The organism is Streptomyces sp. NPDC003284 (assembly GCF_053589675.1).
Genome location: NZ_JBSFSI010000002.1, coordinates 53,097 through 78,788 on the forward strand (window position 1 = coordinate 53,097; position 25,692 = coordinate 78,788).

Annotated in this window: 20 protein-coding genes and 2 tRNA genes; 20 read left to right on the forward strand and 2 right to left on the reverse strand. The window is 73.7% G+C overall.

The genetic code is table 11. The features are described from left to right. Positions 1-369: 369 nt before the first annotated feature. On the reverse strand, positions 370-3,741 hold the full coding sequence (locus ACWDYF_RS03730) for an ALF repeat-containing protein (protein ID WP_389467380.1): 3,372 nt from the start codon (positions 3,739-3,741) through the stop codon (positions 370-372). Between the two features lie 401 nt (positions 3,742-4,142). On the opposite strand from ACWDYF_RS03730, the gene proB reads away from it, so the two are divergent. The 5 genes from proB (at position 4,143) to ACWDYF_RS03755 (ending at position 9,769) form a co-directional block, all read left to right on the forward strand. After that, the gene (gene proB / locus ACWDYF_RS03735) at positions 4,143-5,270 is read left to right on the forward strand and encodes a glutamate 5-kinase (RefSeq protein WP_389467377.1); all 1,128 of its coding nucleotides are present in this window, start codon (positions 4,143-4,145) and stop codon (positions 5,268-5,270) included. A 143-nt stretch (positions 5,271-5,413) separates the two neighbouring features. Continuing rightward, a complete protein-coding gene (locus ACWDYF_RS03740) occupies positions 5,414-5,959 on the forward strand; it encodes a hypothetical protein (protein ID WP_389467409.1) in 546 nt (181 codons plus the stop codon). A 646-nt stretch (positions 5,960-6,605) separates the two neighbouring features. Next, on the forward strand, positions 6,606-7,892 hold the full coding sequence (locus tag ACWDYF_RS03745; RefSeq protein ID WP_018570798.1) for a glutamate-5-semialdehyde dehydrogenase: 1,287 nt from the start codon (positions 6,606-6,608) through the stop codon (positions 7,890-7,892). Between the two features lie 105 nt (positions 7,893-7,997). Then, a complete protein-coding gene (locus tag ACWDYF_RS03750; protein ID WP_449341792.1) occupies positions 7,998-8,585 on the forward strand; it encodes an SCO2584 family spore wall biosynthesis protein in 588 nt (195 codons plus the stop codon). 101 nt (positions 8,586-8,686) lie between these two features. Then, the gene (locus tag ACWDYF_RS03755; RefSeq protein WP_389467374.1) at positions 8,687-9,769 is read left to right on the forward strand and encodes an SCO2583 family membrane protein; all 1,083 of its coding nucleotides are present in this window, start codon (positions 8,687-8,689) and stop codon (positions 9,767-9,769) included. Positions 9,770-9,865: 96 nt separating this feature from the next. Here the strand turns inward: ACWDYF_RS03755 and ACWDYF_RS03760 are convergent, their stop codons facing one another. Then, complete coding sequence (locus tag ACWDYF_RS03760) at positions 9,866-11,047, reverse strand: M48 family metallopeptidase (RefSeq protein ID WP_389467371.1); 1,182 nt, start codon at positions 11,045-11,047, stop codon at positions 9,866-9,868. A 99-nt stretch (positions 11,048-11,146) separates the two neighbouring features. Here ACWDYF_RS03760 and ACWDYF_RS03765 point away from each other — a divergent pair, with 99 nt between their 5' ends. The 15 genes from ACWDYF_RS03765 to ACWDYF_RS03835 all read left to right on the forward strand — a co-directional run bounded on the left by ACWDYF_RS03765 (position 11,147) and on the right by ACWDYF_RS03835 (position 25,653). Next, entirely contained in the window at positions 11,147-11,311 is a 165-nt protein-coding gene (locus tag ACWDYF_RS03765; protein ID WP_018570793.1) for a hypothetical protein, read from the forward strand. A gap of 199 nt (positions 11,312-11,510) precedes the next feature. After that, positions 11,511-11,666, forward strand: coding sequence for a hypothetical protein (locus tag ACWDYF_RS03770; protein ID WP_026253033.1), 156 nt, complete (start codon positions 11,511-11,513; stop codon positions 11,664-11,666). A gap of 43 nt (positions 11,667-11,709) precedes the next feature. Continuing rightward, the gene (gene nadD / locus ACWDYF_RS03775) at positions 11,710-12,384 is read left to right on the forward strand and encodes a nicotinate-nucleotide adenylyltransferase (protein ID WP_026253032.1); all 675 of its coding nucleotides are present in this window, start codon (positions 11,710-11,712) and stop codon (positions 12,382-12,384) included. A gap of 16 nt (positions 12,385-12,400) precedes the next feature. Then, entirely contained in the window at positions 12,401-14,287 is a 1,887-nt protein-coding gene (locus ACWDYF_RS03780) for an LCP family protein (protein ID WP_389467366.1), read from the forward strand. Positions 14,288-14,363: 76 nt separating this feature from the next. Further along, a complete protein-coding gene (gene rsfS, locus ACWDYF_RS03785; protein ID WP_381743189.1) occupies positions 14,364-14,810 on the forward strand; it encodes a ribosome silencing factor in 447 nt (148 codons plus the stop codon). Then, positions 14,801-15,478 carry a histidine phosphatase family protein gene (locus tag ACWDYF_RS03790; protein WP_018570788.1) on the forward strand — a complete coding sequence of 226 codons (678 nt, stop codon included), beginning with the start codon at positions 14,801-14,803 and terminating at the stop codon, positions 15,476-15,478. The genes rsfS and ACWDYF_RS03790 overlap by 10 nt, the downstream gene beginning before the upstream one ends. A gap of 107 nt (positions 15,479-15,585) precedes the next feature. Next, positions 15,586-15,658, forward strand: a tRNA-Ala gene (locus ACWDYF_RS03795). A 208-nt stretch (positions 15,659-15,866) separates the two neighbouring features. Beyond that, positions 15,867-16,046, forward strand: a complete 180-nt coding sequence (locus ACWDYF_RS03800) for a hypothetical protein (RefSeq protein WP_018570787.1) — start codon at positions 15,867-15,869, stop codon at positions 16,044-16,046. Between the two features lie 3 nt (positions 16,047-16,049). After that, the gene (locus tag ACWDYF_RS03805; RefSeq protein WP_006136074.1) at positions 16,050-16,283 is read left to right on the forward strand and encodes a hypothetical protein; all 234 of its coding nucleotides are present in this window, start codon (positions 16,050-16,052) and stop codon (positions 16,281-16,283) included. Positions 16,284-16,431: 148 nt separating this feature from the next. Continuing rightward, a tRNA-Ala gene (locus ACWDYF_RS03810) sits at positions 16,432-16,504 on the forward strand. Between the two features lie 348 nt (positions 16,505-16,852). Beyond that, positions 16,853-19,732 carry a leucine--tRNA ligase gene (gene leuS, locus ACWDYF_RS03815; protein WP_389467362.1) on the forward strand — a complete coding sequence of 960 codons (2,880 nt, stop codon included), beginning with the start codon at positions 16,853-16,855 and terminating at the stop codon, positions 19,730-19,732. Between the two features lie 128 nt (positions 19,733-19,860). After that, a complete protein-coding gene (locus ACWDYF_RS03820; RefSeq protein ID WP_389467359.1) occupies positions 19,861-20,646 on the forward strand; it encodes a hypothetical protein in 786 nt (261 codons plus the stop codon). A 131-nt stretch (positions 20,647-20,777) separates the two neighbouring features. Beyond that, positions 20,778-21,623 (forward strand): DegV family protein, encoded by an 846-nt coding sequence (locus ACWDYF_RS03825; RefSeq protein ID WP_018570784.1) that lies wholly within the window; start codon positions 20,778-20,780, stop codon positions 21,621-21,623. A gap of 506 nt (positions 21,624-22,129) precedes the next feature. Continuing rightward, positions 22,130-22,957, forward strand: a complete 828-nt coding sequence (locus ACWDYF_RS03830) for a helix-hairpin-helix domain-containing protein (protein WP_389467355.1) — start codon at positions 22,130-22,132, stop codon at positions 22,955-22,957. 173 nt (positions 22,958-23,130) lie between these two features. Continuing rightward, positions 23,131-25,653 carry a ComEC/Rec2 family competence protein gene (locus ACWDYF_RS03835; RefSeq protein WP_389467405.1) on the forward strand — a complete coding sequence of 841 codons (2,523 nt, stop codon included), beginning with the start codon at positions 23,131-23,133 and terminating at the stop codon, positions 25,651-25,653. Positions 25,654-25,692 lie beyond the last annotated feature (39 nt).

A 25,692-nucleotide genomic window follows, 5' to 3' on the forward strand; every position in this document is an offset into this window, starting at 1 on the left:
CCGCTGCCAAAGGGGGCCGCCGACTGCCGGGAAACTGCTCGAACTTGGCTATAAAACCCTCTGAAGTGAACCCTTGTCCACTTCGCAAGTTGCTTAAATGGGGCGTAAAGCGGATCCCTCGATGTGAGGTGGATCACAACTTGGGGATGTTTCTTGGATGGATCTCTGCACCATTCTCGATTCTGCCCGCACCGCCTCTGAACAGGCATGATGTGATGAAAAAGCGAACCGGGAAATGACGAAAGAAGCCCTGTGCGGAAATCGGGCAAGAGGGGGTCGCCGGGCGTGTGCGGACCTTTCAGGAAATCCCGGCGAGGGTCGACGGGAGAAGCGCCCGGCGACCCTCGCCGGGATAAGAAGAAAGAACCGTCAGAAGAGAGATCCCAGCAGCCCGGTGACCGGCGAGATCAGATCATGTCCCGCCTGGGTGAGTTTGGTCGCGACCTTCGCCCCGCCGAGCGCGCCGATCCACTTCGACTGACCAAACGTGATGACGCTCAGCGCGGCACTTCCCAGGGAGGACTGGAACTCGCTGCTGCCCCAGCCGTAGCCGATTCCGGTGAACAGGACGTTCAGTCCCGTGAAGGCGAGGGACGCATATCCGAAACCGGCCGCGATGCCTTCGAGGGCGACTCCGGCCGGCGGGAAGAAGACACCCACCCCGAGCCCGACCAGACCGATGCCCACCGAGGCGAAGCCGGTGCCGATGCTGGCCCAGTTCGTGGCGTTGGCCAGCCATCGGGCGTCCTTCTTCCACCAGGGAAGTCCGCCCTTGACATCGTCGTTGTCCGGGGTGTCGGCCGGGTTCTTCCCCGCCTCCTTGGCCTTGCGCGCCTCCTCGGCCGCCTTCTTGGCCGCCGCGGCGATCTCGGCCTTCCGCTTGGCCGCCGCGATCTGGTGGGCCTGGCTGGCCGCCGCCGCCGCGGTCTGCGCGTCCTTGCCCGCCTGGACCGCCGAGGCGCGCGCCGATGCCGCCGACGCCTGCGCCGAGTTGGCCGACGCCACCGCGCGCTGCGCGGCGTCCACGGCCCGGTTGGCGGAGTAGTTCGCCGAGCGCGCCGCCGTACGGGCGGTGGCCGCCGCGGCCTTCGCCCGGTCGGCCGACGCCTGCGCGTTGCGGGCCGACTGCTCGGCGGCGTCCGCGTTGCTGTCCGCCTGCTTGGCGGCCACGGCGGCCTGGTCGGCGGCGGCCTTCGCCTTGTCCGCCCACTTCAGGGCCTCGTCGGCCGCGTTACGGGCCTTGGCCGCCGCCTCCTGGGCGCGGGCGGCGTCCTCCTGCGCCTTGTTCGCGATCTTCGCGGCGGCGGCGATGGCCCCCTGCACCGCCGCGATGTGGGCGGCCGAGTCGTAGTCGAGCTGCGCCGTCTTGTACTGCACCGAGGCGACGAAGTTGCGGCGCATCCACGTCGGGCCCTCCATCGCGGCCTGCGCGTGCGCCTTGGTGTAGGGGCCGCCCGTCTGGATGAGGGCGGCGGTGGCCACCGCGTCGTCCTCGCGCTGCGCCGCCTCGTGGGTGACGCTCAGGAACTCGTACAGGGCCTCGGCGGTCCCGGCGTTCAGCGCGTCGTCGGCCGCCTTCGTCACCGCGCTGCCCGGACCGGCCGAGAGCACGCGGGAGACCGCGACCCGGTTGTCCGTGGCGGCGGCCTCGACGACACCGGTGGCCAGGAACGAGGTGCCGGCCTCCGGGTCGTCGTTCTCCAGCGCCCTGGTCGCGGCGTCCGCCACGTCCGGGCTGGTGATCTGCGCCAGATACAGGACGGTCTCGCGGTCGTCCTGCTTCTGCGCCAGCGCCCGGTCGGTGTCGATCCAGCCGTGCACGTCCGCCTCCGCGCCGGACAGCGCGAACCGTGCCGCCTCGCGCGACCAGGAGCCGCGGGACTCCAGGTGGGCGAGGGCCGCCTTGCGGCCCAGGGTGGCGGCGAGGCCCAGGTCGTTCGCCCTGAGCGCCGCCTCGGCCCGCGCGACGAGGTCCTTGGTGGCCTGCTCGGCCTGCGAGGCCTGGGTGCGCTTCTCGGCGTACTCGGCCCGCTCCTGGTCCTCGATCTGCGCGAGGTCGCGGGCCTCCTCCAGCGCCTGCTTGACATCGTCGTCAAGACGCTGCCATTCGGCGTCGCGGGCCTGCTTCTCCACCGCCACCGCCTGGTTGACGGCGGCGGTCGCGTTGTTGGCGGCCTCCGTGGCCGCGTTGGCGAACTCGGTGGACTTCTTCGCGTACTCGACGGCCTGGCCCGCGTACTTGACGGCCCACTCGGCGGCGTCCGCGGCCTTGTCCGCGTGCCCGGCCGCGCTGTTGGCGGCGTCGCGCGCGGTGCGCGCGGCACTGGCGGCGGTGTTCGCCAGCGCCTGCGCGGTGCCGGCCGCGTTGGTCGCGATCTGCGCGTTGGCGCTGGCGATCCGCGCCTGCCGCTTGGCCTCGGCGGCCTCGGCCTGCGCCTTGCCCGCGGCGGACGCGGCGGTCGCGGAGGCGTTCGCGGCGGACGCGGCGTTGCGCGCGGCCGAGGCGGCGGCGGAACCGGCGCTCGCTGCCTGCGCGGAGGAGGTGGCGGCGTAGTCGGCGGCCTTCGCGGCGCTGCGGGCCTTGGCGGCGGCGTTGCGCGCGGCGACCGCGGCGTCCTTGGCGACGGACGCCTTGGAGGCGTCCTTGGAGGCGGCGATGGCCGCGTTGTACGCGCGGGCGGCGGCGGAACCGGCGGTGGCCGCGGCCTGGCTCGCGGCGGTGGCGGCGTAGGCGGCCCGGCGGGACGCCTGTACGGCGGCGTGCGAGGCGCGGATGGCGACCCGGGACGAATCGGCGGCCCCCTGCGCGGCCTGCGCCGCCTTGCGCGCGGCCTTGCCCGACTTGACCACGTCGTCCTGGGCGGCCTGGGCCTCGGCGGCGGCCTTCTCGGCGGCCTCCTTGGCCTTCGCGGCGGCCTCGACGGCGCGGGCGGCGGCCTCCTCGGCCTCCTTCGTCTTCGCGTCGGCCTTCTTGCCCTCGCGCTCGACGACCGCGACCAGTTCCTCGATCCTGGCGGACTCCTGGTCGCGGGCGCGCGCGATGTGCTGGCCGGTGTCGAGGAACCACTCGACGTCGTCGGCGGTGCCGTCCAGCGCCCGGGTGGCGTATTTCCGCACCTCCGGGCCCGCGTTCACGCTGAGCGCGGACACCTCGAAGCGCATGTCCTCAAGGCGGGCGCTGTACTGCCCCGCGGTGAGGAAGTCCTCCAGGGCGCCCTGGGTGCCCGCGCCCAGGGCGGCGTCGCCGTCCCGGCGCACGGCCTTGGCGCCGGTCGCCATCACGGTGGAGGTGGCGACGCGCAGGTCCTCGACGATCGCGGTCCTGAAGCCGGTGTCGAGGTAGGCGGCGACGGCGGCGTCGCCGCCGTCGAGCGCGGCCGCGGCGGCCCGCCGGGTGCCGGCGCCACCGGCGGCCAGGGAGGTCAGGATGGCGACGCGGTTGTCCTCGGCCGTGGCCGCGGGCAGTTCAGCGGTCAGGAAGGTGCTGATGTCCGCGTCGGTGCCGCTCAGCGCCAGCTCCGCGGCGGCGCGCACGGCCGGGCCGCCCAGCAGCCAGGCCTTCACGGCCTTGGCCCGGTCGGTGTCCGGCAGGTCGAGCGGGTCGCCGTCGTCGTCCGCCGGGGGCGTGTCCGCGGCCCAGGCGGCGACGGGGTTGAGCACGAGGCTCGACGTGGTCGCCACGGCCGCGGTGGCGGCGAGGGTGCCCAGAACGCGGCGTCTGCTCCAGTAGGTGGTGTCCAAAGCGGTCCTTCGTTGTCGGTGCCCGACGGCTGCGCGAAGACGGCGGAACGCCGCCGGACAGACTGATGTCCGCCGCGCGCATGTCCCCCCGTTGGCGCAGAAGTTGAGCAGGGACACGACAGAGCGCCACGTGAACATACGCACCTTGAAGAAGTTGTTGAACACCTGTGGAGGTCTCGTTGGCCAAATGAAAGCGCTCACAGAAGGTTTTGAGTCATCTTCCGTTCAACCGGCCGTTGCCATGAGCGGCTTGGACGCCACTTGAGAGACACCTCACGTTTCAGACACACCCCGGGGCGAGAACCGGTCATTCGTCCGCGTACTGGACGAACGAGCGGCGGCCGTCCGCCTCGCGTAGATTGCGAGGCGGATCACCGGCACGCGAGGGGACGGACAGCAAGGTGGCAGGGGCAAGGCAGGCCGTGCGCGAGGCCCGCAGGATCGTCGTCAAGGTGGGCTCCTCCTCGCTGACCACCGCCACCGGCGGCCTGGACGCCGACCGGGTGGACGCCCTCGTCGACGTCCTCGCCAAGAGCAGCGGCCCGGGGAACAAGGAGGTCGTCCTCGTCTCCTCCGGTGCCATCGCCGCCGGCCTCGCCCCGCTCGGCCTGGCCCGCCGCCCCAAGGACCTCGCCCGCCAGCAGGCCGCGGCCAGCGTCGGCCAGGGGCTGCTGGTCGCCCGCTACACCGCTTCCTTCGCCCGCTACGGCATCCGCGTCGGCCAGGTCCTGCTGACCGGCGACGACACCAGCCGCCGCGCCCACCACCGCAACGCCTCGCGCACCCTCGACAAGCTGCTCGCCATGGGCGCCCTGCCGGTCGTCAACGAGAACGACACGGTCGCCACCGACGAGATCCGCTTCGGCGACAACGACCGCCTCGCCGCCCTCGTCGCCCACCTGGTCCGCGCCGACCTGCTGGTCCTGCTCTCCGACGTGGACGGCGTCTACGACGGCGACCCGAGCCGGCCGGGCACCTCCCGCATCACCGAGGTGCGCGGCCCGGCCGACCTGGCGGGCGTCGAGATCGGCAGCGCGGGCAAGGCGGGCGTCGGCACCGGCGGCATGGTCACCAAGGTCGAGGCCGCCCGGATCGCCGCCGCCGCGGGCATCCCCGTGGTCCTCACCAGCGCGGTGCACGCCGCCGACGCCCTGTCCGGCGAGGGCACCGGCACCTACTTCCACCCCACCGGGCGGCGCTCCGCCGACCGGCTGCTCTGGCTCCAGCACGCCTCCGCGCCGCAGGGCGCCCTCACCCTCGACGACGGCGCGGTGCGCGCGGTCGTCCAGGGCCGCAAGTCGCTGCTCCCGGCGGGCATCGCCGCCGTCGAGGGCGACTTCACCGCGGGCGACCCCGTCGAGCTGCGCGACGCGGGCGGCCGCGCCGTCGCCCGCGGCCTGGTCAACTTCGACGCCCGGGAGATCCCCCGGCTGCTCGGCCGCTCCACCCGGGAACTCGCCCGCGAGCTGGGACCGGCGTACGAACGCGAGGTCGTACACAGGGACGACCTGGTGGTCCTGGAGCCGTAATGGGCCGAAACGTCCGGCCGGCCGGTCCCTGAAGGTGGGGGACCTTCCGCAAAACCGCCCCACAGACCCGTACGGCCTGCTGCACTTTGTCCCAGGGACATGTTCCGCACGAGCACTGGGTGAAGGAGGCCGTCGTGAGACGAGTGCGCCCTGGGGCGGCGGGGTCCCGCGGTGGTGGCGGCCCGTCCCCCTCCCGCGTACCCGGTGAGGAGCGGACCCTGACCAGCGTCGCGGCCGGCGACCGCTACGAGCGCGAGCACCGGGAGCACCGGGAGCACGACGGCGCGGAAGGCGGGCGCGAGCACGGCACGCGCCCGGCGCACGACGGGCGCCCGGAACAGGCGGAGCAGCCCCGGCTGTGGCACATCACCCTGCGGGTCTCCGGGGCCGGGACCCCGCTCCAGGAGGTACGGCGCGGGCTCGAACAGCTCGCCCACGACCACCCCTTCCTGCTGACCAGCCGCTACGCCGACGACCACGCCGAGATCCGCTACTGGGAGGAGGCCCGCGACCTGCACGACGCCGCGGCCGTCGCCCTGCGGCTGTGGGGCGAACACCGCCAGAGCGCCCAGCTCCCGCCCTGGGAGATCGTCGGCCTGGAGGTCATCGACCGCGAGACCTACCACCAACGCCTCGCCGAGGGCTACGGCCCACCCCCGGCGACCCCGATCGGCGTCCACCCCTTCTGAGACGCCGCGCCCGGTCCGCGGACCTACGCCCGTCCGAGGCCGATCCGATCCGGTCGCGGCCGGGGGCGGGACTGCTCCGAGGAGCGCGCACGAGCCAGGACGAGGCGCCTCCCCCGATCGAGGAAGGCTGCGCCGGGCCAGCCGATCGGCCGCCCGGCCCAGGAGGGGCCGCCGGTCCGGTCCGGGCCACCGACCGGCCGGAGGCGCCCGGGACCGGCGCCGGATGCCCGTGCAGGGCCGGGTCCGCTCCGGGGAGCGAGGCGCGGGCCCGGTCGCGGCCCGGCCGGTGTCTCTTCCCCGGTCGGGGGGAGGGGCGCCGGGCCAGCCGGTCGGCCGCCCGGCCCAGGAGGACCCGCCGCTCCAGCCCGCCGACCGGCCGGAGGTGCGGCCGGGACCACATCGTCGGCCCCCGCCTGCCCGGACTGCCGGTCCCTGCCACCCGGGCCGGGGCCTGTTCCCCGGCCCCGGCCGGTCCGGGCCCGGGACCGGGTACCCGCGGGCCGCCCCCGCCCCGCCCCGGCCCCGGAGGCGCAAGGCCCGCTCCCCCCAAGCACCCACGCCCCGCCGACCCGCCCCCCGCCCCGTCCACGTCTCGCGCTGTGGAACAGCGCGTGAACGCCGCAGCACGGCGCATTACGCTGCCCCCATGACCACGCTCTCGCCGTACGACTCCATGTCCCCGGTGACCCAGGCCGCCTACCGGGCCAAGGCCGCCGCCGCCGACCTCGCGCCGCTGCCGCGCGCCGAGAAGGACGACGCGCTGCTCGCCGTCGCGGACGCCCTGGAGGTCCGTACCAGCGAGATCGTCGAGGCCAACGCGCAGGACGTCGCCAGGGCGCGCGCCGCCGGGACCAGCGAGGCGATCGTCGACCGGCTCACCCTCACCCCGGAGCGGGTGCGGGCCATCGCCGCCGACGTACGGGACGTGGTCGCGCTGCCCGACCCGGTCGGCGAGGTGGTCCGCGGCTCCACGCTGCCCAACGGGCTCGACCTGCGCCAGGTCCGCGTCCCGCTCGGCGTGGTCGGCATCATCTACGAGGCCCGCCCCAACGTCACCGTGGACGCCGCCGCTCTCTGCCTGAAGTCGGGCAACGCCGTGCTGCTGCGCGGCTCCGCCTCCGCCTACGCGTCGAACACCGCCCTGGTCCGGGTGATCCGCGACGCCGTCGGCGGCGCCGGGCTGCCCGCCGACGCCGTCCAGCTCGTGCCCGGCGAGAGCCGCGAGAGCGTACGCGAGCTGATGCGCGCCCGCGGCCTGGTCGACGTCCTCATCCCGCGCGGCGGCGCCTCCCTGATCCGCACCGTGGTCAACGAGTCCACCGTCCCCGTCATCGAGACCGGCACCGGCAACTGCCACGTCTACGTCGACGCCCAGGCCGACCTCGACATGGCCGTCGGCATCCTCATCAACTCCAAGGCCCAGCGCCCCAGCGTCTGCAACGCCGCCGAGACCCTCCTCGTCCACCAGGACATCGCCGCCGAGTTCCTGCCGCGCGCCCTGGACGCCCTCGCCGACGCCGGGGTCACCGTGCACGCCGACGAGCGCGTCATGGCGTACGCCAAGGACTCCCGCGCCACCGTCGTGGAGGCCACCCCGGAGGACTGGGACACCGAGTACCTCTCCTACGACATCGCCGCCGCCGTCGTCGACTCCCTGGACCGGGCCGTCGCCCACATCCGGCTGTGGAGCTCCGGCCACACCGAGGCCATCGTCACCACCTCGCAGCAGGCCGCCCGCCGCTTCACCCAGTTGGTGGACTCCACCACCGTCGCGGTGAACGCCTCCACCCGCTTCACCGACGGCAGCCAGTTCGGCTTCGGCGCCGAGATCGGCATCTCCACGCAGAAGCTGCACGCCCGCGGCCCCATGGGGCTGCCCGAGCTGACCAGCACCAAGTACATCGTCACCGGCGACGGGCACGTCCGCCGCTGAACCCGGACCGCGCCGGTCGTCCCGGCCGGGCCGGGGCCGTCTCAGCAGGCGGATGAATTTCCCTGCGGTCTGCCCAAATTGACCCCCCAGGTCTACTCTGGATCCGTGCCGGAGGACGTGGGGGGCACGCCGTTCCCGGACGGCTGGGAGCCCGACGACGACCACGACCGCGGGGTGTCGGACGAAGAGTTCGCCTCCGTGGTCTTCGACGAGGCGTTCGTACGGGCGGCCGTGGTGCACGAGCCGACCGCCGTCGAACGCCTGCTGGCCGCGGCCCAGGCCAGAGCCGAGGCGTCCGAGGCCGAGGCGCGCCGCGCCCGCACCAGAGGCGAGCGCCACGACGACCGCTTCGGCGCCGACCGGCACGGCTTCGCCACCCGGCACGGCGCGGAGGACCCGGACGACGCCGGCCACCAGGACGACGACGGCCCCTACGGGTTCGCCCACCGCTTCGGCGGTCCCCGTGCCTTCGGCAGACAGGTCCGCTGGCACCGCCCCGTCGCCTGGGTGCTCGCGGTCGTCATGGGCATCGGCATGGTCGCCCTGGCCTTCGCCGCGGTCTACCGCGGCGGCTCCTCCGGCAGCCGCGACCAGGTGCCCCCGCCCGCCTCCACCGGCCTGGAGCAGGGCAGCGCCGCCGCCCCCGCCGAGCACTCCCGGCCACCGGTGTCCGCGGCCCCCGGCGGCCACTGAGCCCCCACCGGCCGCCGCACGGCCGCCCATGGCGAGCGGCTGTCACAACTTGGCGCAGAGCAGCGCGTTTACCGGCGCTCCGCGCGACCTACCCTGAAAGTATGGGAGGGCCTGGCGACCCGCCTGAAGGGACACCCGAAGGCACTCCCTCAGGCGCGGAGGACGAGTACCGATCCGTCGTCTTCGACGAATCGTTCGTGCGCGCTGCCCGCCTCCAGGAGTACTCCGCCCAGGAGCGGATGACCGACCACACGCCCGCCGTCCGCCGCCGCCCGCACCTGCGCCGCTCGCTGCCGCGCCAGGCGCTGTTCCTGCTCCTGCTGATCGTGATCGCCTTCGCCACCGCGATCTACCTGGGCGTGCGCACCCCCTACCGGGACGCGCGGACCCTGCGCCCCGTCGAACAGCTGCGGACGACCGTGATCCCGCTGGCCCCCACCGGCAAGGTGCCCGGGGACAGCGATCCCGCCCGGTTGTACGCGCGCAGTCCCGCCGCCGCGTACGCCACCGGCGCGGAGGGCATCCCGCTGCCCGCCCACCGCGGCACCGCGCACTTCTCGGACAGCCAGGTCGTCGCCGCGCTGACCGGCGCCCGGGACTACATCGTCGCCTCCTCCCTCGATCCGGAGGTGCTCCACGGCGACCGGACCGAGGCGGTGCGGGCGCTGCTCGACCCGGACCAGCTCGACCAGTTCGACCGCAGCACCGGCGGCCATGCTCCCGCCGACGGACGGCACGCGGCCACCGGCTGGCTGGTCCGCTTCGACCCGCGCCGGGTGGAACCGGCCGGCGCCCCCATCCGGGCCCAGGGCAGCCTCCAGGTCGTCGAGACCGACCCCTCCACCCTGGAGGTCACCGCCGACCCCGTCCTCGTCTACGCCCTCAGGCCGGCCGGTTCCGCCGCCACGGCGGCGGCCTCGCTCTTCACCGTCCGGCGGGAACTGCGGTTCCGCTTCGACCGCGACGACCTCAGGCTGCACCAGGTGCAACTGGTCATGTCCACCGTCCAGGCGGGCCCGCTGTCCTGCTCCGAGGACGCCACCGCCCGCTTCCGGCCACTGCTGGCCGGCCAGAGCGCCCGGCCCGGGGGCCCGGCCGGGACGGATCCGTACGCGCCGGACGGCACCGCGGCCGTGTGCGGCTCCCTGGCCCCCGACGCCCAGCCCCTGGCCCCCAGGAGCTGAGCCGCCGGGGCCCTGAGCCCCCGGAGCCCTGGGCCGCCGGGGCTCTGAGACACCGGGCCCCGAACCGCCCGCAGTGCCCCCGCGCGGGGGAGGGCTTCAGTCCTCCTCGCGGGCCGCCCCACCGGCGGGCGGCTCGTCCCCGCCGCCCTCTGCGCCCTCTGCGCCCTTCGCGCCCTTCGTACCCTCGGTGCCCTCGGGGGCGTCCTTGCGCGGCCCCGGGCCGCCGGTGAACCCGCTGAAGCCGCGCCGGACCTTCTCGCCCAGGTCGCCCGCGCCGCCCGCCAGGTCGGTCACCAGCTTCATCAGCGGGTCCTTGGAGTTCTTCACCTGGCCCGCGTAGTGCGCGGCCGACTCGCGGAAGGAGTCGGTGACGGAGGTGTCCTTGTCCTCCTCGCGGCGCGGATAGTGGCCGTCCACGATCCGCTGGTAGTCGCGCGACTCGGCCCACGCCTTCAGCTCGGCCGCGCGCACGGTGGTGAAGGGGTGGGTGCGCGGCAGGACGTTCAGGATCTTCAGGACCGAGTCGCGCAGGTCGCCCGCCGACTCGTACTCCTCGGCCTGGCGCAGGAAGGCGTCCACGTTCATCTCGTGCAGGTGGTTGCCGCCCGCGATCTTCATCAGACCGCGCATGGAGGCCCGCAGGTCCTGCCCGACCAGCAGCCCCGCCCGGTCCGCCGACAGCTCCGACTTGCGGAACCACTCGCGCAGCGCCGTCACGATGGCCATGATCGCTATGTTGCCCAGCGGGATCCACGCCACCCGCACCGCCAGGCTGGTCAGGAACAGCAGGATCGTGCGGTACACCGCGTGACCGGACAGGGCGTGGCCCACCTCGTGGCCGACGACCGCCCGCATCTCCTCCTCGTCGAGCAGCTCGACCAGACCCGTGGTCACCACGATGATCGGCTCGTCCAGGCCGATGCACATCGCGTTGGGCTGCGGGTCCTGGTTGACGTACATCGGCGGGACCTTGTCCAGGTCCAGGATGTAGCAGGCGTCGCGCAGCATGTCGTGCAAGTGTGCGAACTGCTCGTCCGAGACGCGTACCGAGTCGGACAGGAAGAGCAGCCGCAGACTGCGCTCGGGCAGCAGGCCGCTGAGGGCCTTGAACACCGTGTCGAAACCGCTCAGCTTGCGCAGCGCGACCAGCGCGGAGCGGTCGGCCGGATGCTCGTACGCACGCGAGGAGATCCCCGGGAAGCGCGCGCGGCGCCGGCCCGGCGCCTGCTCGCGCCCGTCGTGCCGGTGGCCCTCGTGCTGGTGGCCTTCGTCGGACATGTCATCCCCCATGCGTCGGTGTCGCCCCATGTGCCCCCGAGGCAGGAGCCACACTAGGCGGAGATACCGTGGCGGGCAGTACACCGAAGGAGTCCCGCCATGGAGCACCATCCTCTGGCCGTGCGGCTGGTCGAGGCCGCGAACACCACCTCCCAGCACCAGGGATCGGGCTATCTGCTCAAGGTCGTCCTGGTCGTGATGGTCCTGGGCTGTGCGCTCACCGGCTGGTTCCTGCTGCGCGGCTACAAACGCAACGACGACTGACCCCGCCGGAAGGTTCCCGGCCCGTCCGCCGCCGGGTGCGGAGCACGACCCGGCGCGCGCCCGCGCACAACCGTGGGACACCACGCACAACCGCGGGGTCCCGCGCACAACCGTGGAGTCGGGGTGGGGCGCGGGAAGCCGGGCGCATACGATGGGCGCACATCTTTATCCCGCCCACACCCGGATAGGTCTGCCGAAGATGAGCATCCCCAGCACCGCTGCCCAGTTGGCCACCCTCGCCGAGGCCGAGGGCGGCCACCACGACAGCCTCAACCCCGTGGTGACGGGCGGGGCCGCCTTCATCATCCTGCTGCTCCTGCTGTGGGTCACCACCCGCTTCAACCGCGACCGCTGAGCCCGGCGGGAGCACTCGGGCCGGGCCGGTAGGGTCTGCACGCATGGGAGAGCAGGACACGCCTACCGGTCCGGTGAGCGACACGGTGAAGCACCTCGGGTACGGCCCCGGCAGCGGCCCCTCGTTCACGGGCAAGCGGCGCCTCGGCGTCATGGGCGGTACGTTCGACCCGATCCACCACGGGCACCTCGTGGCGGCCAGCGAGGTCGTCGCGCAGTTCGAGCTGGACGAGGTGGTGTTCGTCCCCACCGGGCAGCCCTGGCAGAAGTCCCACCGCAAGGTCTCCGCCGCCGAGGACCGCTATCTGATGACGGTCATCGCGACCGCCGAGAACCCGCAGTTCTCCGTCAGCCGCATCGACATCGACCGCGGCGGCGCCACGTACACCGTGGACACCCTGCGCGATCTGCGCGCCCTCAACCCCGACACGGACCTGTTCTTCATCACGGGTGCCGACGCGCTCGGCCAGATCCTCACCTGGCGCGACTCGGAGGAGCTGTTCTCCCTGGCGCACTTCATCGGCGTCACCCGCCCCGGCCACAGCCTCACCGACCCCGGTCTGCCCGAGGGCGGCGTCTCCCTGGTCGAGGTCCCCGCCCTGGCCATCTCCTCCACGGACTGCCGGGCGAGAGTCGCCAAGGGCGACCCCATCTGGTACATGGTGCCGGACGGAGTCGTGCGCTACATCGCCAAGCGCGAGCTGTACCGCGGCGAGTGAGCCGAGAGGGGCACCGGTGAACGACCGATACGACGCTGGGTACGAGAGCGAGGGCTATGAGCTCGTCGGCTACGACGAGTACGGCCGTCCCATGTACCGGCAGGTCCCCGTCCAGCAGACTCCCCAGCAGACGTACGACGCCTACGGCAGCCAGGGGCAGGGACAGGGCTACGGCTACGACCCGTACGCGGCGGACGGCGGGCGGTCAGCGGCCCCGCCCGCCTACGGCGGCACCCAGGACACCGGCGCCCAGCAGCCCGTCCCGGCCCCCGGCGACCCGTACCAGGCGTACCACCAGCAGCCGTACGAGCCGTACGAGCCGTACCCGCAGCAGACCGGGCAGCAGCAGCCCTACGACGCGCACCGAGGCGGCGGCTACGGTTCCGGCGTCCCGGCGGACCCGTACGCGCCCTACGACCCGAGCGGCGGCGGCCACGACCCCTACGGCCGGTCCCCGGCGGGCGGCCAGCAGCCCCGTACCGCCGCGCAGCAGCCCCGCGTCCCGCACCAGGCGGGCCCCCCGGCCGGCGGCCCGGCGCAGGACGGCCCGGACGCCGTGGGCGGCGCCGGGCACACGGGCGGCCCAGGCCCCACCGGCGGCCCGGGGGACGACGGCGCGCCGGACTACCGCACCGAGCAGTTCGCGTTCGTCGAGGAGCCCAGCGACGACTCCGAGGACGTCATCGACTGGCTCAAGTTCACCGAGAACCGCACCGAGCGCCGCGAGGAGGCCCGCCGCCGCGCCAGGAGCCGCCTCGTCGCGCTGGCCGTGGTGCTGGCACTGGTCGCGGCCGGCGGCGTCGGCTACCTCTGGTACGCCGGGAAGCTCCCCGGTCTCTCGTCGTCCGGCGGCGGGACCGGCACCTCGGCCGCGGCGGGCGCCCAGAAGCGCGACGTGATCGTCGTCCATCTGCACGACACCGCGGGGGGCGGCACCTCCACCGCGCTGCTCGTCGACAACACCACCACCAAGCAGGGCACCACCGTCCTGCTGCCCAACACCCTCGCCCTGGCCTCCGACGACGGCAGCGCCACCACCCTGGCCAAGTCGGTCAAGGACGACGGCTCGGCGGGGACCCGCGACCAGCTCGACACGGTGCTCGGCACCAGCATCCAGGGCACCTGGCGCCTGGACACGCCCTACCTCCAGAACCTCGTCGACCTGGTCGGCGGCATCGAGGCCGACATCGATGCCGACGTGCCCGACCGGGACGCGAAGAAGAAGGGCACCACACTCCTCGTCCACAAGGGCACGGGCCAGACCCTCAGCGGCCGGATGGCCGTCGCCTACGCCACCTACCTCGGACCGGGGGAGGACCAGAACGCCCGGCTCAAGCGGTTCGGGCAGGTGATGCAGGGCGTGCTGCGCAAGATCTCCTCCGATCCGCAGGCGGCCACCGTCACCGTGCAGACGCTGGCACAGATCCTCGACCCCTCGCTCACGGACCAGGACCTCGGCACCTTCCTGGCCAAGCTCTCCGAGCTGGCCAAGGGCGGGGACTGCAGGACGGCGCTGCTGCCCGTGCAGAGCGACGGCAGGCTGACCGCGCGGACCAGCGACAGCGTGGTCAAGGACATCCTGGGCGGCACCGCGAAGAGCCCCGGCCAGGGCTCGGCGGTACGGGTCTCGGTGCAGAACGCCTCCGGCACCGGGGGCGACACCGACAAGGCGCGCGTCACCCTGCTCAACGGCGGCTTCACCTTCCTGGACGGGGGCACGGCGTCCGCGGCCCGTCCGGCGTCGGAGGTCAGCTACGCCGACGACGCCCACAAGGACGACGCCACCGAGGCCGCCAAGACGCTGGGCCTGCCCGCGAGCGCCGTGAAGAAGGGTCCGGTCGGCACGAACGCCGACGTCTCGGTCGTGCTCGGCCAGGACTACAAGCCCGGCTCCGCCCGGTGATCCCGTAATGACGTGGGGGCTGTCGGCGGTCCGTGAGACCCTTGGTCTCAAGTGACCGCCGACGGAAAGCCCTGTAGTGACCGCGACCGACCGTTCCATCGAGCTCATCAACACCGCCGCGCAGGCGGCCGCCGACAAGCTCGCGCACGACATCATCGCCTACGACGTCAGTGACGTCCTGTCGATCACCGACGCCTTCCTGCTGGCGTCCGCGCCCAACGACCGCCAGGTCAAGTCGATCGTCGACGAGATCGAGGAGCGGCTCCAGAAGGAACTGGGCGCCAAGCCGGTCCGCCGTGAGGGCGACCGCGAGGCCCGCTGGATCCTGCTCGACTACGTCGACATCGTCGTCCACGTCCAGCACAGCGAGGAGCGCGTCTTCTACGCCCTGGAGCGGCTGTGGAAGGACTGCCCCGAGCTGGAGCTGCCCGAGGAGGCGAAGGCGACCCGCGGCAAGGCGGCGGAGCACGCCAGGCTCCAGGCCGCCGAGGAGCCGGCGCAGCCGGACGGTGAGTGGCGGTGAGCGGCGCCGCTGAGGCGGCCGTCCGGCCGCCCGGCCGGGGCCGCCGCGTCATCCTCTGGCGGCACGGCCAGACCTCGTGGAACGTGGAGCGCCGCTTCCAGGGCTCCACGGACGTCGAGCTGACCGGGACCGGCGTCGGCCAGGCCCGCCGGGCCGCCCGTCTGCTGGCCTCCCTCGGCCCGGACGCGATCGTCTCCTCCGACCTGAAGCGGGCCGCGCGCACCGCCGACGAGCTGGCCGCCCTCACCGGTCTGGAGGTCGCCCGCGACGAGGGTCTGCGCGAGACCTACGCGGGCGTGTGGCAGGGGCTCACACACGAGGAGATCATCGCCCGGTACGGCGAGGAGTACGCCGCGTGGAAGCGCGGCGAGCCGGTGCGCCGGGGCGGGGGCGAACTGGAGAGCGAGGTCGCCGACCGCGCCGCCCCCGTGGTGCTGCGGCACGCGGACAAGCTGCCCGAGGACGGCACGCTGGTGGTGGTCAGCCACGGCGGCACCATCCGTACGACCATCGGGCGTCTGCTCGGCCTGGAGGCCCGCCACTGGGAGAGCCTGGGCGGGCTGTCCAACTGCTGCTGGTCGGTGCTGGGCGAGGGCGCCCGCGGCTGGCGCCTGCTGGAGCACAACGCCGGCACGCTCCCGGAGCCGGTCCTCGGCGACGACACCTGAGCCCGTCCCCGGGCGGGCCGTCCCCCGCGGGGGACCCGGATTTCACTTTCCGGCAGGTCGCAGGCTAAAGTTCTTCTTGTTCGCCCCGCGGCGCGGGGAGTGAACGAGGGGCTATAGCTCAGTTGGTAGAGCGCCTGCATGGCATGCAGGAGGTCAGGAGTTCAATTCTCCTTAGCTCCACTGATCGGTCCTCCGCGAGGAGGGCCAGTGATCGGTGAAGAGAATCCCGTCCCGCAAGGGGCGGGATTCTCTGCTTTACGCCCCCTCCTGCCCCGGATCCGCCGGGGTCCGGGTACGTATACCTCCGCTACCTCTGCGAAGAGGCCCGGTGGCCGTGGCAGAATCAAACGGCCGGAAGGGGGCGCGGCCCGACTGGGAGGGAGTGGCGATGCCTGCGAGCATCCTCGAGGAGGGCGGACACCTCCTCGGTGCGGCGTCGATACGCGCCACCGCCACCGCCACCCGCCTGGTCTGCCCCTCCTGCGGCTCCCTCCATGTCGCCCAGGTCCTCGGCGACAACGGCGGGGTCTCGTACGTGTGCACGGCCTGCGGCCACAGCTGGAGCTGATCGATGGGTGCCCACAGGCGTAAGTGCGACTGGTGCGGCAGCGGTACGCCGATCGTCCGTGACATGGAGCCGATCAACCCCGACTACCAGTACTGGTGCGAGGAGTGTGCGCGGGCGCTGATCATAAAAGGCGACCCGATCGAGACGTACCGCGAGCTGGAGGGCGAACCGATCTACGGGCGGCTCCTGGAGGAGCACTGCACACTGAAGCGGTTCTACTCGTTCGTCACGGCGTGACGCCCCGACCGGCCGACCGACCGATCCGGCTGGTCAAACTGGTCGATATCGGTCATCTCGGGCGAAGCGGAAACCGATTTGGTGAAGCACCCCCTGGACCGTGTAATGTTGGCGTCGCCGCCGGGGAAACCGGGCGGAAGCAGGACAAGGGGCTATAGCTCAGTTGGTAGAGCGCCTGCATGGCATGCAGGAGGTCAGGAGTTCAATTCTCCTTAGCTCCACAGGAATCGAAGGCGGGTCGTCCGGACGGGCGGCCCGCCTTCGGCGTATCTCTGTCGGTGCTCCTGCCGGTGCTCCTGCGGGTGCCTCCGGCCCCCACCCGCCGCCGTCCCCTCGGTGGCCCTCGCCCCGGTCGTCCACAAGCCTGTCGCGGGCCGCTCGACGGCTGCGGTACCCTGACGCCATGCGTGCCGTACGCCTTCTGCTTAGCGAGCCGCGCTGATCACTCCCGACCGCCGGGTCAATCGGTGGGTCGGCATCGGCGCGGCGTCCCCTCCTGTGCGAGGGGATTTTTCATTTCCGGAAAGTCGCAGCCGCGGGCAGAGACGATCGATGGAGCTTTGAGGATCATGAGCGAGACGAACCCCGCAGCCACCGCCGGCCAGGCGGAGACTGCGCCGCACCGCTACACGGCCGCCGTGGCGGCCGACATCGAGGCACGCTGGCAGGACTTCTGGGACGCCGACGGCACCTACGCGGCGCCGAACCCCACCGGTGACCTGGCCGGGGATCCGGAGCTGGCCGCCCGTCCCAAGAAGTTCATCATGGACATGTTCCCGTACCCCTCCGGTGCGGGCCTGCACGTCGGCCACCCCCTGGGGTACATCGCCACCGACGTCTACGCCCGGTTCCAGCGGATGAGCGGCCACAACGTGCTGCACACCCTGGGCTTCGACGCCTTCGGCCTGCCCGCCGAGCAGTACGCCGTGCAGACCGGCACGCACCCGCGCGTGTCCACCGAGGCCAACATGGAGAACATGAAGGCCCAGCTGCGCCGGCTGGGCCTGGGCCACGACAAGCGCCGGTCGTTCGCGACGATCGACCCGGAGTACTACAAGTGGACCCAGTGGATCTTCCTGCAGATCTTCAACTCCTGGTACGACGACGAGGCGCGGCAGGCCCGCCCGATCGCCGAACTGGTCGCGCGCTTCGAGTCCGGTGAGCGCCCGGTACCCGGGCACACGCGCGCGTGGAGCGAGCTGACCGCCGCCGAGCGCGCCGACGTCCTGGGCGGGTTCCGCCTGGCCTACGCCTCCGACGCGCCCGTCAACTGGTGCCCCGGCCTGGGCACCGTGCTGGCCAACGAGGAGGTCACCGCCGACGGCCGCTCCGAGCGCGGCAACTTCCCCGTCTTCAAGGCCAAGCTGCGCCAGTGGAACATGCGCATCACCGCCTACGCCGACCGGCTGCTGGACGACCTGGAGGAGCTGGACTGGCCCGAGGCCATCAAGCTCCAGCAGCGCAACTGGATCGGCCGCTCGGAGGGCGCCCGCGTCGGCTTCCCGATCGACGGCGAGCGCATCACCGTCTTCACCACCCGCCCCGACACCCTGTTCGGCGCCACCTACATGGTGCTGGCCCCCGAGCACCCGCTGGTCGAGAAGTTCACCCCGGCCGCCTGGCCCGAGGGCACCCACGAGGTGTGGACCGGCGGCCACGCCACGCCCGCCGAGGCCGTCGCCGCCTACCGCGCGCAGGCCGCCGCCAAGTCCGACGTGGAGCGCCAGGCCGAGGCCAAGGACAAGACCGGCGTCTTCATCGGCGCGTACGCCACGAACCCGGTCAACGGCGAGCGGGTGCCGGTGTTCATCGCGGACTACGTCCTGATGGGCTACGGCACCGGCGCGATCATGGCCGTCCCGGCGGGCGACCAGCGCGACTTCGAGTTCGCGCGCGCCTTCGAGCTGCCGATCCACTGCGTGGTCGAGCCCACCGACGGCCGCGGCACCGACACCGCCACGTGGGAGGACGCCTTCGGCTCCCACGACGCGAGGATCATCAACTCCGCCAACGACGAGATCTCCCTGGACGGCCTGGGCGTCGTCGAGGCCAAGGCGCGCATCACCGAGTGGCTGGAGCGCACCGGCACCGGCGAGGGCACCGTCAACTTCCGCCTGCGCGACTGGCTGTTCAGCCGCCAGCGCTACTGGGGCGAGCCCTTCCCGATCGTCTACGACGAGGAGGGCATCGCGCACCCGCTGCCCGAGTCGATGCTGCCGCTGGAGCTGCCCGAGGTCGAGGACTACAGCCCGCGCACCTTCGACCCGGACGACGCCGACACCCGGCCCGAGACGCCGCTGTCGCGCAACGAGGACTGGGTCCACGTCACCCTGGACCTGGGCGACGGCCCGAAGAAGTACCGCCGCGAGACCAACACCATGCCCAACTGGGCCGGTTCCTGCTGGTACGAGTTCCGCTACCTGGACCCGCACAACGACCGCGCGCTGGTCGACCCGGAGATCGAGCGCTACTGGATGGGCCCGCGCGAGGGCATGCCGCACGGCGGCGTCGACCTGTACGTGGGCGGTGCCGAACACGCCGTGCTGCACCTGCTGTACGCGCGCTTCTGGTCCAAGGTCCTCTTCGACCTGGGGTACGTCTCCTCCGCCGAGCCGTTCCACAAGCTGTTCAACCAGGGCATGATCCAGGCGTTCGTCTACCGCGACAGCCGCGGCATCGCGGTGCCGGCCGCCGAGGTGGAGGAGCGCGACGGCGCGTACTACCACGCGGGCGAGAAGGTCTCCCGGCTGCTGGGCAAGATGGGCAAGTCCCTGAAGAACGCGGTCACCCCGGACGAGATCTGCGCCGAGTACGGCGCCGACACCCTGCGCCTGTACGAGATGGCGATGGGCCCGCTGGACGTCTCCCGGCCGTGGGACACGCGCGCGGTGGTCGGCCAGTACCGGCTGCTCCAGCGGCTGTGGCGCAACATCGTCGACGAGACCACCGGTGAGGTCACCGTCTCCGCCGCCGAGCCCGACGAGGAGACGCTGCGGGCCCTGCACAAGGCGATCGACGGTGTGCGCCAGGACCTGGAGCACCTGCGCTTCAACACCGCCATCGCCAAGATCACCGAGCTGAACAACCATCTGACGAAGACGGGCGGTCCGCTCTCCCGCGCGGTGGCCGAACCGCTGGTGCTGATGGTGGCGCCGCTGGCCCCGCACATCGCCGAGGAGCTGTGGCACCGGCTGGGCCACAGCGACTCGGTCGTCCACCGCGACTTCCCCGTCGCCGACCCGGCCTACGTCGTGGACGAGACCGTGACCTGCGTCGTCCAGATCAAGGGCAAGGTCAAGGCCCGCCTGGAGGTGCCGCCGGCCATCTCCGAGGACGAGCTGGAGAAGGTGGCGCTCGCCGACGAGAAGGTCGTGGCGGCGCTGGCCGGCGCGGGCATCCGCAAGGTGATCGTCCGTGCGCCGAAGCTGGTGAACATCGTGACCGCGTGATGCACGGCGCGGCCTCGGGGTAGTCCCCTACGGGCAGGTTCGGGGTTTTCATGGAACCCCGAACCTGCCCGCTGCGTTTACCGTGGAGGGGTGGCGCGCAGCGCGCCGCCGAGCCGAGGAGGAGCGTCGTGGAAGCAGTCATCGCGGTCTTCGCCGTGCTCTTCCTGCTCTGCCTGGGCGTGGGCGCCTACGCCACGGTCAAGGCGGTCGGCGCCGCCAAGCGCGGTGTGGACCGCACGATCCACCAGGCGCGCCGCGCGGTGGAGGACCAGACCCTGCGGGCCAAGTCCTTCGCCCAGCCGGGCCCGGCCGGTGAACTGGCCCAGCTCCGGCTCGGCCTGCGCACCTCCATGCGCGCCACCCAGGACGCCCTGTACGCGGGCGCCACCGAGGACGAGTCCCTCAAGGAGTCCGTCGCCCTGTTCGAACGCCTCAGCATCCACGGGCGCGAACTGGACCACGAACTCAAGCGGCTGGAGAGCGAGCCGAACCGCGCGACGCTCGCCGAGCGGCTCCCGGCCCTGGCCGAGCGGACCCGGCGCGTCACGGATTCGGCCGACGCCCTGCGCTGGGCCGCCCACGACCGCGCCCGCCGCTTCGCCGACGACGACCTGGACGTGCTGAGCGACCAGATCGGCGTGGAGGCCGACGCCCTGCGCCACTGGACCAGCACCGGCAACACCGACGGTGCGGGCGGCGCCGGTGGCACCGGACCCGGGGCCTCCCGACCGGACGAGGGCGGCTTGTGGCCGTCCCCGGACGAGCAGGCCGCCCGGCCGTCCTCGGACCGGGAGCGGGACCGGGGGCAGGCCCGGGACGCGGACCGCGGAGGGGACCGCCCCGCCCTCACGGAGCCGGTGCGCCGCCCCACCTACTCCTGGCAGAAGAAGCCCCGCCCCGAGAGCACCACCTGAGCCGCCGGGCCCGGCGGATCCCGCTCCGCCCGCCCGCCCCACCGGTTCCGGCCATCTGTTCCGGCCACCTGCGCACCCGGTCAGAGGGGCTGGACTGCCACCCGGACGCTACGGCAGGTAACCTCCAGCTCATGTCCCGCCATGTCGCGATCGTCACCGATTCAACGGCCTACCTGCCGCCGCGGACGATGGAGCGCCACGGCATCACCGCGGTCCCGCTGACCGTGGTCCTCGGCGACCGGGCCCTCGAAGAGGGCACCGAGATCTCGACCCGCTCCCTCGCCCAGGCCCTCCAGAAGCGGCGCTCCGTCACCACCTCGCGCCCCAGCCCCGAGCGCTTCGCCGAGACCTACCGACGGCTCGCCGAGTCCGGCGCGACCGGCATCGTCTCCCTGCATCTGTCGGCGGAGCTGTCGGGCACCCATGACGCCGCCGTGCTCGCCGCCCGCGAGGCGCCGGTCCCGGTCCGGGTCGTGGACACCGGGATGGTCGCGATGGCCCTCGGCTTCTGCGCCGTGGCCGCCGCCGAGACGGCGGAGGGCGGCGGCACGGTGGACGAGGCGGTCGCGGCCGCCGAGAAGCGCGCCGCGGGCACCTCCGCGCACTTCTACGTCGACACGCTCGACTATCTGCGCCGGGGCGGACGCATCGGCACCGCACAGGCCCTGCTCGGCTCCGCACTCGCCGTGAAACCCCTGCTGCAACTCCAGGACGGCCGGATCGAGCTGCTGGAGAAGGTGCGGACCGCCTCCAGGGCCATCGCCCGCCTGGAGGAGATCGCGGCCGAGCGCGCGAGCGGGGACGGCATCGACATCGCCGTCCACCATCTCGCCGCCCCCGACCGGGCCGCGGCGCTCGCCGACCGGCTGCGGGCCCGGGTGCCGGGCCTCGCCGACCTGCATGTGAGCGAGGTCGGCGCGGTGATCGGCGCGCACACCGGGCCGGGGCTGCTGGGGGTCGTGGTCTCCCCGCGCTGACCCGTGTGGGTGACGCGGTTGTCCACAACCGGCGGATGGTCCCCGGAAATTGAGCAAGATCATCATGAAGTGACGGGCTGTCCGATGCTGACGGCATGGCACTTCGACCGCATCCACGCCCCGTGACGGCGACCAGCGGCCCGGGTCGCGCCCCCGGCTCGGACAGCCGCACCCATGGCCGCCGCCACCGCCCCGCTCCCACCCGCTCCGGACCCCGTCGCCACCAGGCCCCGGCCGAGGACCTGCGCCGCCGCGCCGAGGCCCTGTTCGCCGGGTGTCCGGCCCGCGCGGAGGAGACGGGGGAAGCGGAGGCATCGGGGAGCGGGCCTCCGGGCGGTGCGGTCGGAGACGGCGACGGTCCCGGGGCCGGGCGCGACAGCGCCTCCCGGCCTGCGCGCTCGGTGCTGCCCCTCGCCCCAGGGGCCCGGCCGGTCGCGCCCCCGGCGTCCCCGGCGTCCCCGGCTCACCCGGCCGCTTCCGTGATGGCTTCCGTGATGTCTTCGGCGGTGCCTGCGGACACCCCTCCTGGTAAGGCTGGTACGGCTGCCGCGACCGGCGCTGCGGAGGAGGCGGCACGGACCCGGCGCGGCCCGGCCGACCTCGCTCTTGCCCTGCGCGAGCGGCTGCCGCTGTGGCTCCAGGCGCGGTGCGGGGTCGAGCGCAGGCATGTGATCGCGCTGACGGTGGTGCTCGTCGCCGCCGCTGTCCTGGCCGTGCAGCACTTCTGGACCGGCCGCACCCAGTCCGTCGCGGCACCCGAGGTGGTCCGGGCGGCGGCGTCCCAGCCGGGCCGTGTCACCGGCGACGACCCGAGCGCAGCGCCGGACTTCCCGGTGGCATCGGCCGCCCCGGCCGCCGCACCGCCGGGGGCCGCTGCCCCGACCGGGGCCCGCCAGATCATGGTGGACGTGAGCGGCAAGGTCCGGCACCCCGGGGTCCACCGCCTCCCGGCCGGTTCACGGGTCACCGACGCGCTCCGGGCGGCCGGTGGTGTACGGCCCGGGACCGACCTCGACGGCCTCAACCGGGCGAGGTTCCTCGTGGACGGCGAGCAACTGGTCGTCGGCGGACCGGCACCGGCCACCGGAGCGGGGGCGGCCACGGGCGCCGGACCCGCTGGGGGCGCGCCCGGGGCCCCGGCGGGCCCGGTCTCCCTCAACACCGCCACCGCCGACCAGTTGGAGACACTGCCCGGTGTCGGCCCGGTACTGGCCCAGCACATCGTCGACTACCGCAGTCGGCACGGCGGCTTCCGCTCGGTGGAGGAACTGCGCCAGGTCACCGGCATCGGCGACCGCCGCTTCGCCGACCTGCGCGGCCTGGTGACGGAATGACCCCGCCCGCGACCACTCGAACCCCTGACACCCGGACCCCCGACACCCGGAGCCCCGATACCTGGCCGCCCGGCACCCCGCCCGCCGCGACCCGCGCCCCCGGCCCACCGCCGGGCCAGTCCGCGGCCCCGGAGACCTCGCGCACCGACGCCGCCTCCCGTCCCCGCTCCCCGGTGCACCTCGCCTCCGGCCACCGGCTCGGTGCCTCCCGTCCCCGACAGGAGGGTCCGCCCGATCTGCGGCTGGTGCCGCCCGCCCTCGTCGCCTGGGCGACCGCGGCGCTGGCCCTGGACGCCTCCGTGCGCCAGGTGACGGCAGTCGTCGTCGCCTGCCTCGCCGTGGGAGTTCCGCTCCTCCTGCGCCGGCCCCACCGGGACCGCCGCCCGCACCCCTGGCTGCGCACCGCCACCGCGCTCGCGCTGCTCGCCGCCGCGGCGGCCGCCGCCTCCGCGGGACTGCACGGCGCGGACGTGCGGCGCGGACCGGTCCCCGGCCTGGCGCGGCAGTACGCGACGGTGACCGCCGAGGTGGAGCTGACCTCCGATCCCCGGCTCACCCGGCCCCGGGTCAGCGGCGACCACATGGCGCCGGTCTCCGTGCTGGCCGAGGCGGAGGTACGGCGGGTCCAGCGGCCGGGCGGAGCCGCGGTGGCGACCCGCGCGCCGGTGCTGGTCCTCGTGAACACCCGCGCCCCGGCCGCCGAGGACAGGGCGACCACCGGACCGCGCACGGACGGATCCGGCCCCCGGAGCACGTCCCCCTGGCTGGGCCTGCTGCCGTCCACCCGGCTGCGGGTGACCGGACGGCTGGCGCCTGCGCTGACGGGCGGTGACCGGATCGCGGCGGTGCTGAAGGTCCAGGTCGAGGCCGGCGGGGCGGCCCCCGAGGTGACCGCGGGCCCTTCCGCGCCGCAACGCCTGGCGGGCAGGCTGCGGGCCGGTCTGCGCGCGGCGACCGACGGCCTGCCGGGGGACGCGCGCGCCCTGCTGCCGGGACTCGTCGTCGGGGACACCTCGCGGATCACACCCGAACTGGACCAGGCGTTCAAGGACACGGACCTCGCCCATGTGCTGGCCGTCTCCGGGAGCAATCTCACGATCCTGCTCGCCCTGCTCATCGGCCCGCCCGGCCTCGCCCAGCACGCCGAGCGCCGGGGCCTGGCACCGAGACTCGGCCTGCCGCTGCGGGCCACCGCGCTGGCGGGCTCGGTGCTCACCCTGGGGTTCGTCGTGGTGTGCCGGCCCGACCCGAGTGTGCTGCGTGCCGCGGCCTGCGGATCGGTGGTGCTGCTCGCCCTCGCCACGGGACGGCGCCGGTCGCTGCTCCCGGCCCTGGCGGCGGCCGTCCTGCTGCTGGTGCTCTACGACCCGTGGCTGGCCCGCAGTTACGGCTTCCTGCTGTCGGTGCTGGCCACCGGAGCCCTGCTCACCCTGGCTCCCCGGTGGAGCGCGACGCTGCGGCGGCGCGGGATGCCCGCCCGTCCGGCGGAGGCGCTCGCGGCGGCGGCCGCCGCACAGGCGCTGTGCGCGCCGGTGGTCGCCGTGCTGTCGGCCCGGGTGAGCCTGGTGGCGGTGCCGTGCAACCTGCTGGCGGAGATCGCGGTGGCGCCCGCGACGGTGCTGGGCTTCGCGGCCCTGGCGTGCGCACCGGTCGCGCTGCCGGTGGCCGAGGTGCTCGCCCGGTGCGCGCGCTGGCCCGCCGCCTGGATCGCGTGGGTGGCCAGGACCGGCGCCGCGCTGCCCGGCGGGGGAGTGGACTGGCCGGGGGACTGGACCGGGGCGCTGCTGCTGGCGTTGGTCACAGCCGTACTCGTCCTGCTGGGCCGACGGCTGCTGCACCGGCCCTGGTTGTGCGCCGCCTGCGGGCTGCTGCTCCTGGTCGCGGTGGTGCAGCCGCCGCCGCTGACCCGGGTGATCACCGGCTGGCCGCCGCCGGGGTGGCGGTTCGCGATGTGCGATGTGGGGCAGGGCGACGCGACGGTGCTGGCGGCGGGCCCCGGCGCCGGTGTGGTGGTGGACGCCGGTCCCGACTCCCGCCGGGTGGACCGCTGTCTGCGCGCGCTCGGCGTCACCCGGGTCCCGCTGCTCGTGCTGACCCACTTCCACGCCGACCATGTGACAGGTCTGCCCGGTGTGCTGCGGGGGCGCCGGGTGGGCGAGATCGAGACGACGGCCTACGAAGAACCGCCCGAACAGGCGGCGTTCGTGCGGCGGGAGGCGGCGCGGCGGGGCATCCCCCTCACCCGCGCCGTCGCGGGCGAGGAGCGGCGCACCGGTGATCTCGCCTGGCGGGTGCTCTGGCCGCCCGCCCGCCCGGCCGTCGCCCCGGACGGTCCCAACGACGCCAGCGTCACCCTGCTCGTCCGCTCCGGCTCCCTGAGCCTCCTGCTCCTGGGCGACCTGGAGCCTCCCGCCCAGCAGCAGTTGGCCCACTCGCCCGACGCGGCCCGGCTGGCCCCCGTCGACATCCTGAAAGTCGCCCACCACGGCTCGGCGTACCAGGCCCCCGAGCTGATGCACCTCGTCTCCCCGAGAGTGGCCCTCATCTCCGTCGGCGCGGGCAACACCTACGGCCACCCGTCCCCGCGTACCGTCGCCGCCCTGCACGCCCAGGGCGCCACGGTCCTGCGCACCGACCGCGACGGCGCGCTCGCGGTCACGGGCGAGGGAACGGGGGTGCGCGTGGTGCGGGACTGACGGGGTGCGGGGCGCGCACGGCACGCGTCGGCGCGCCGC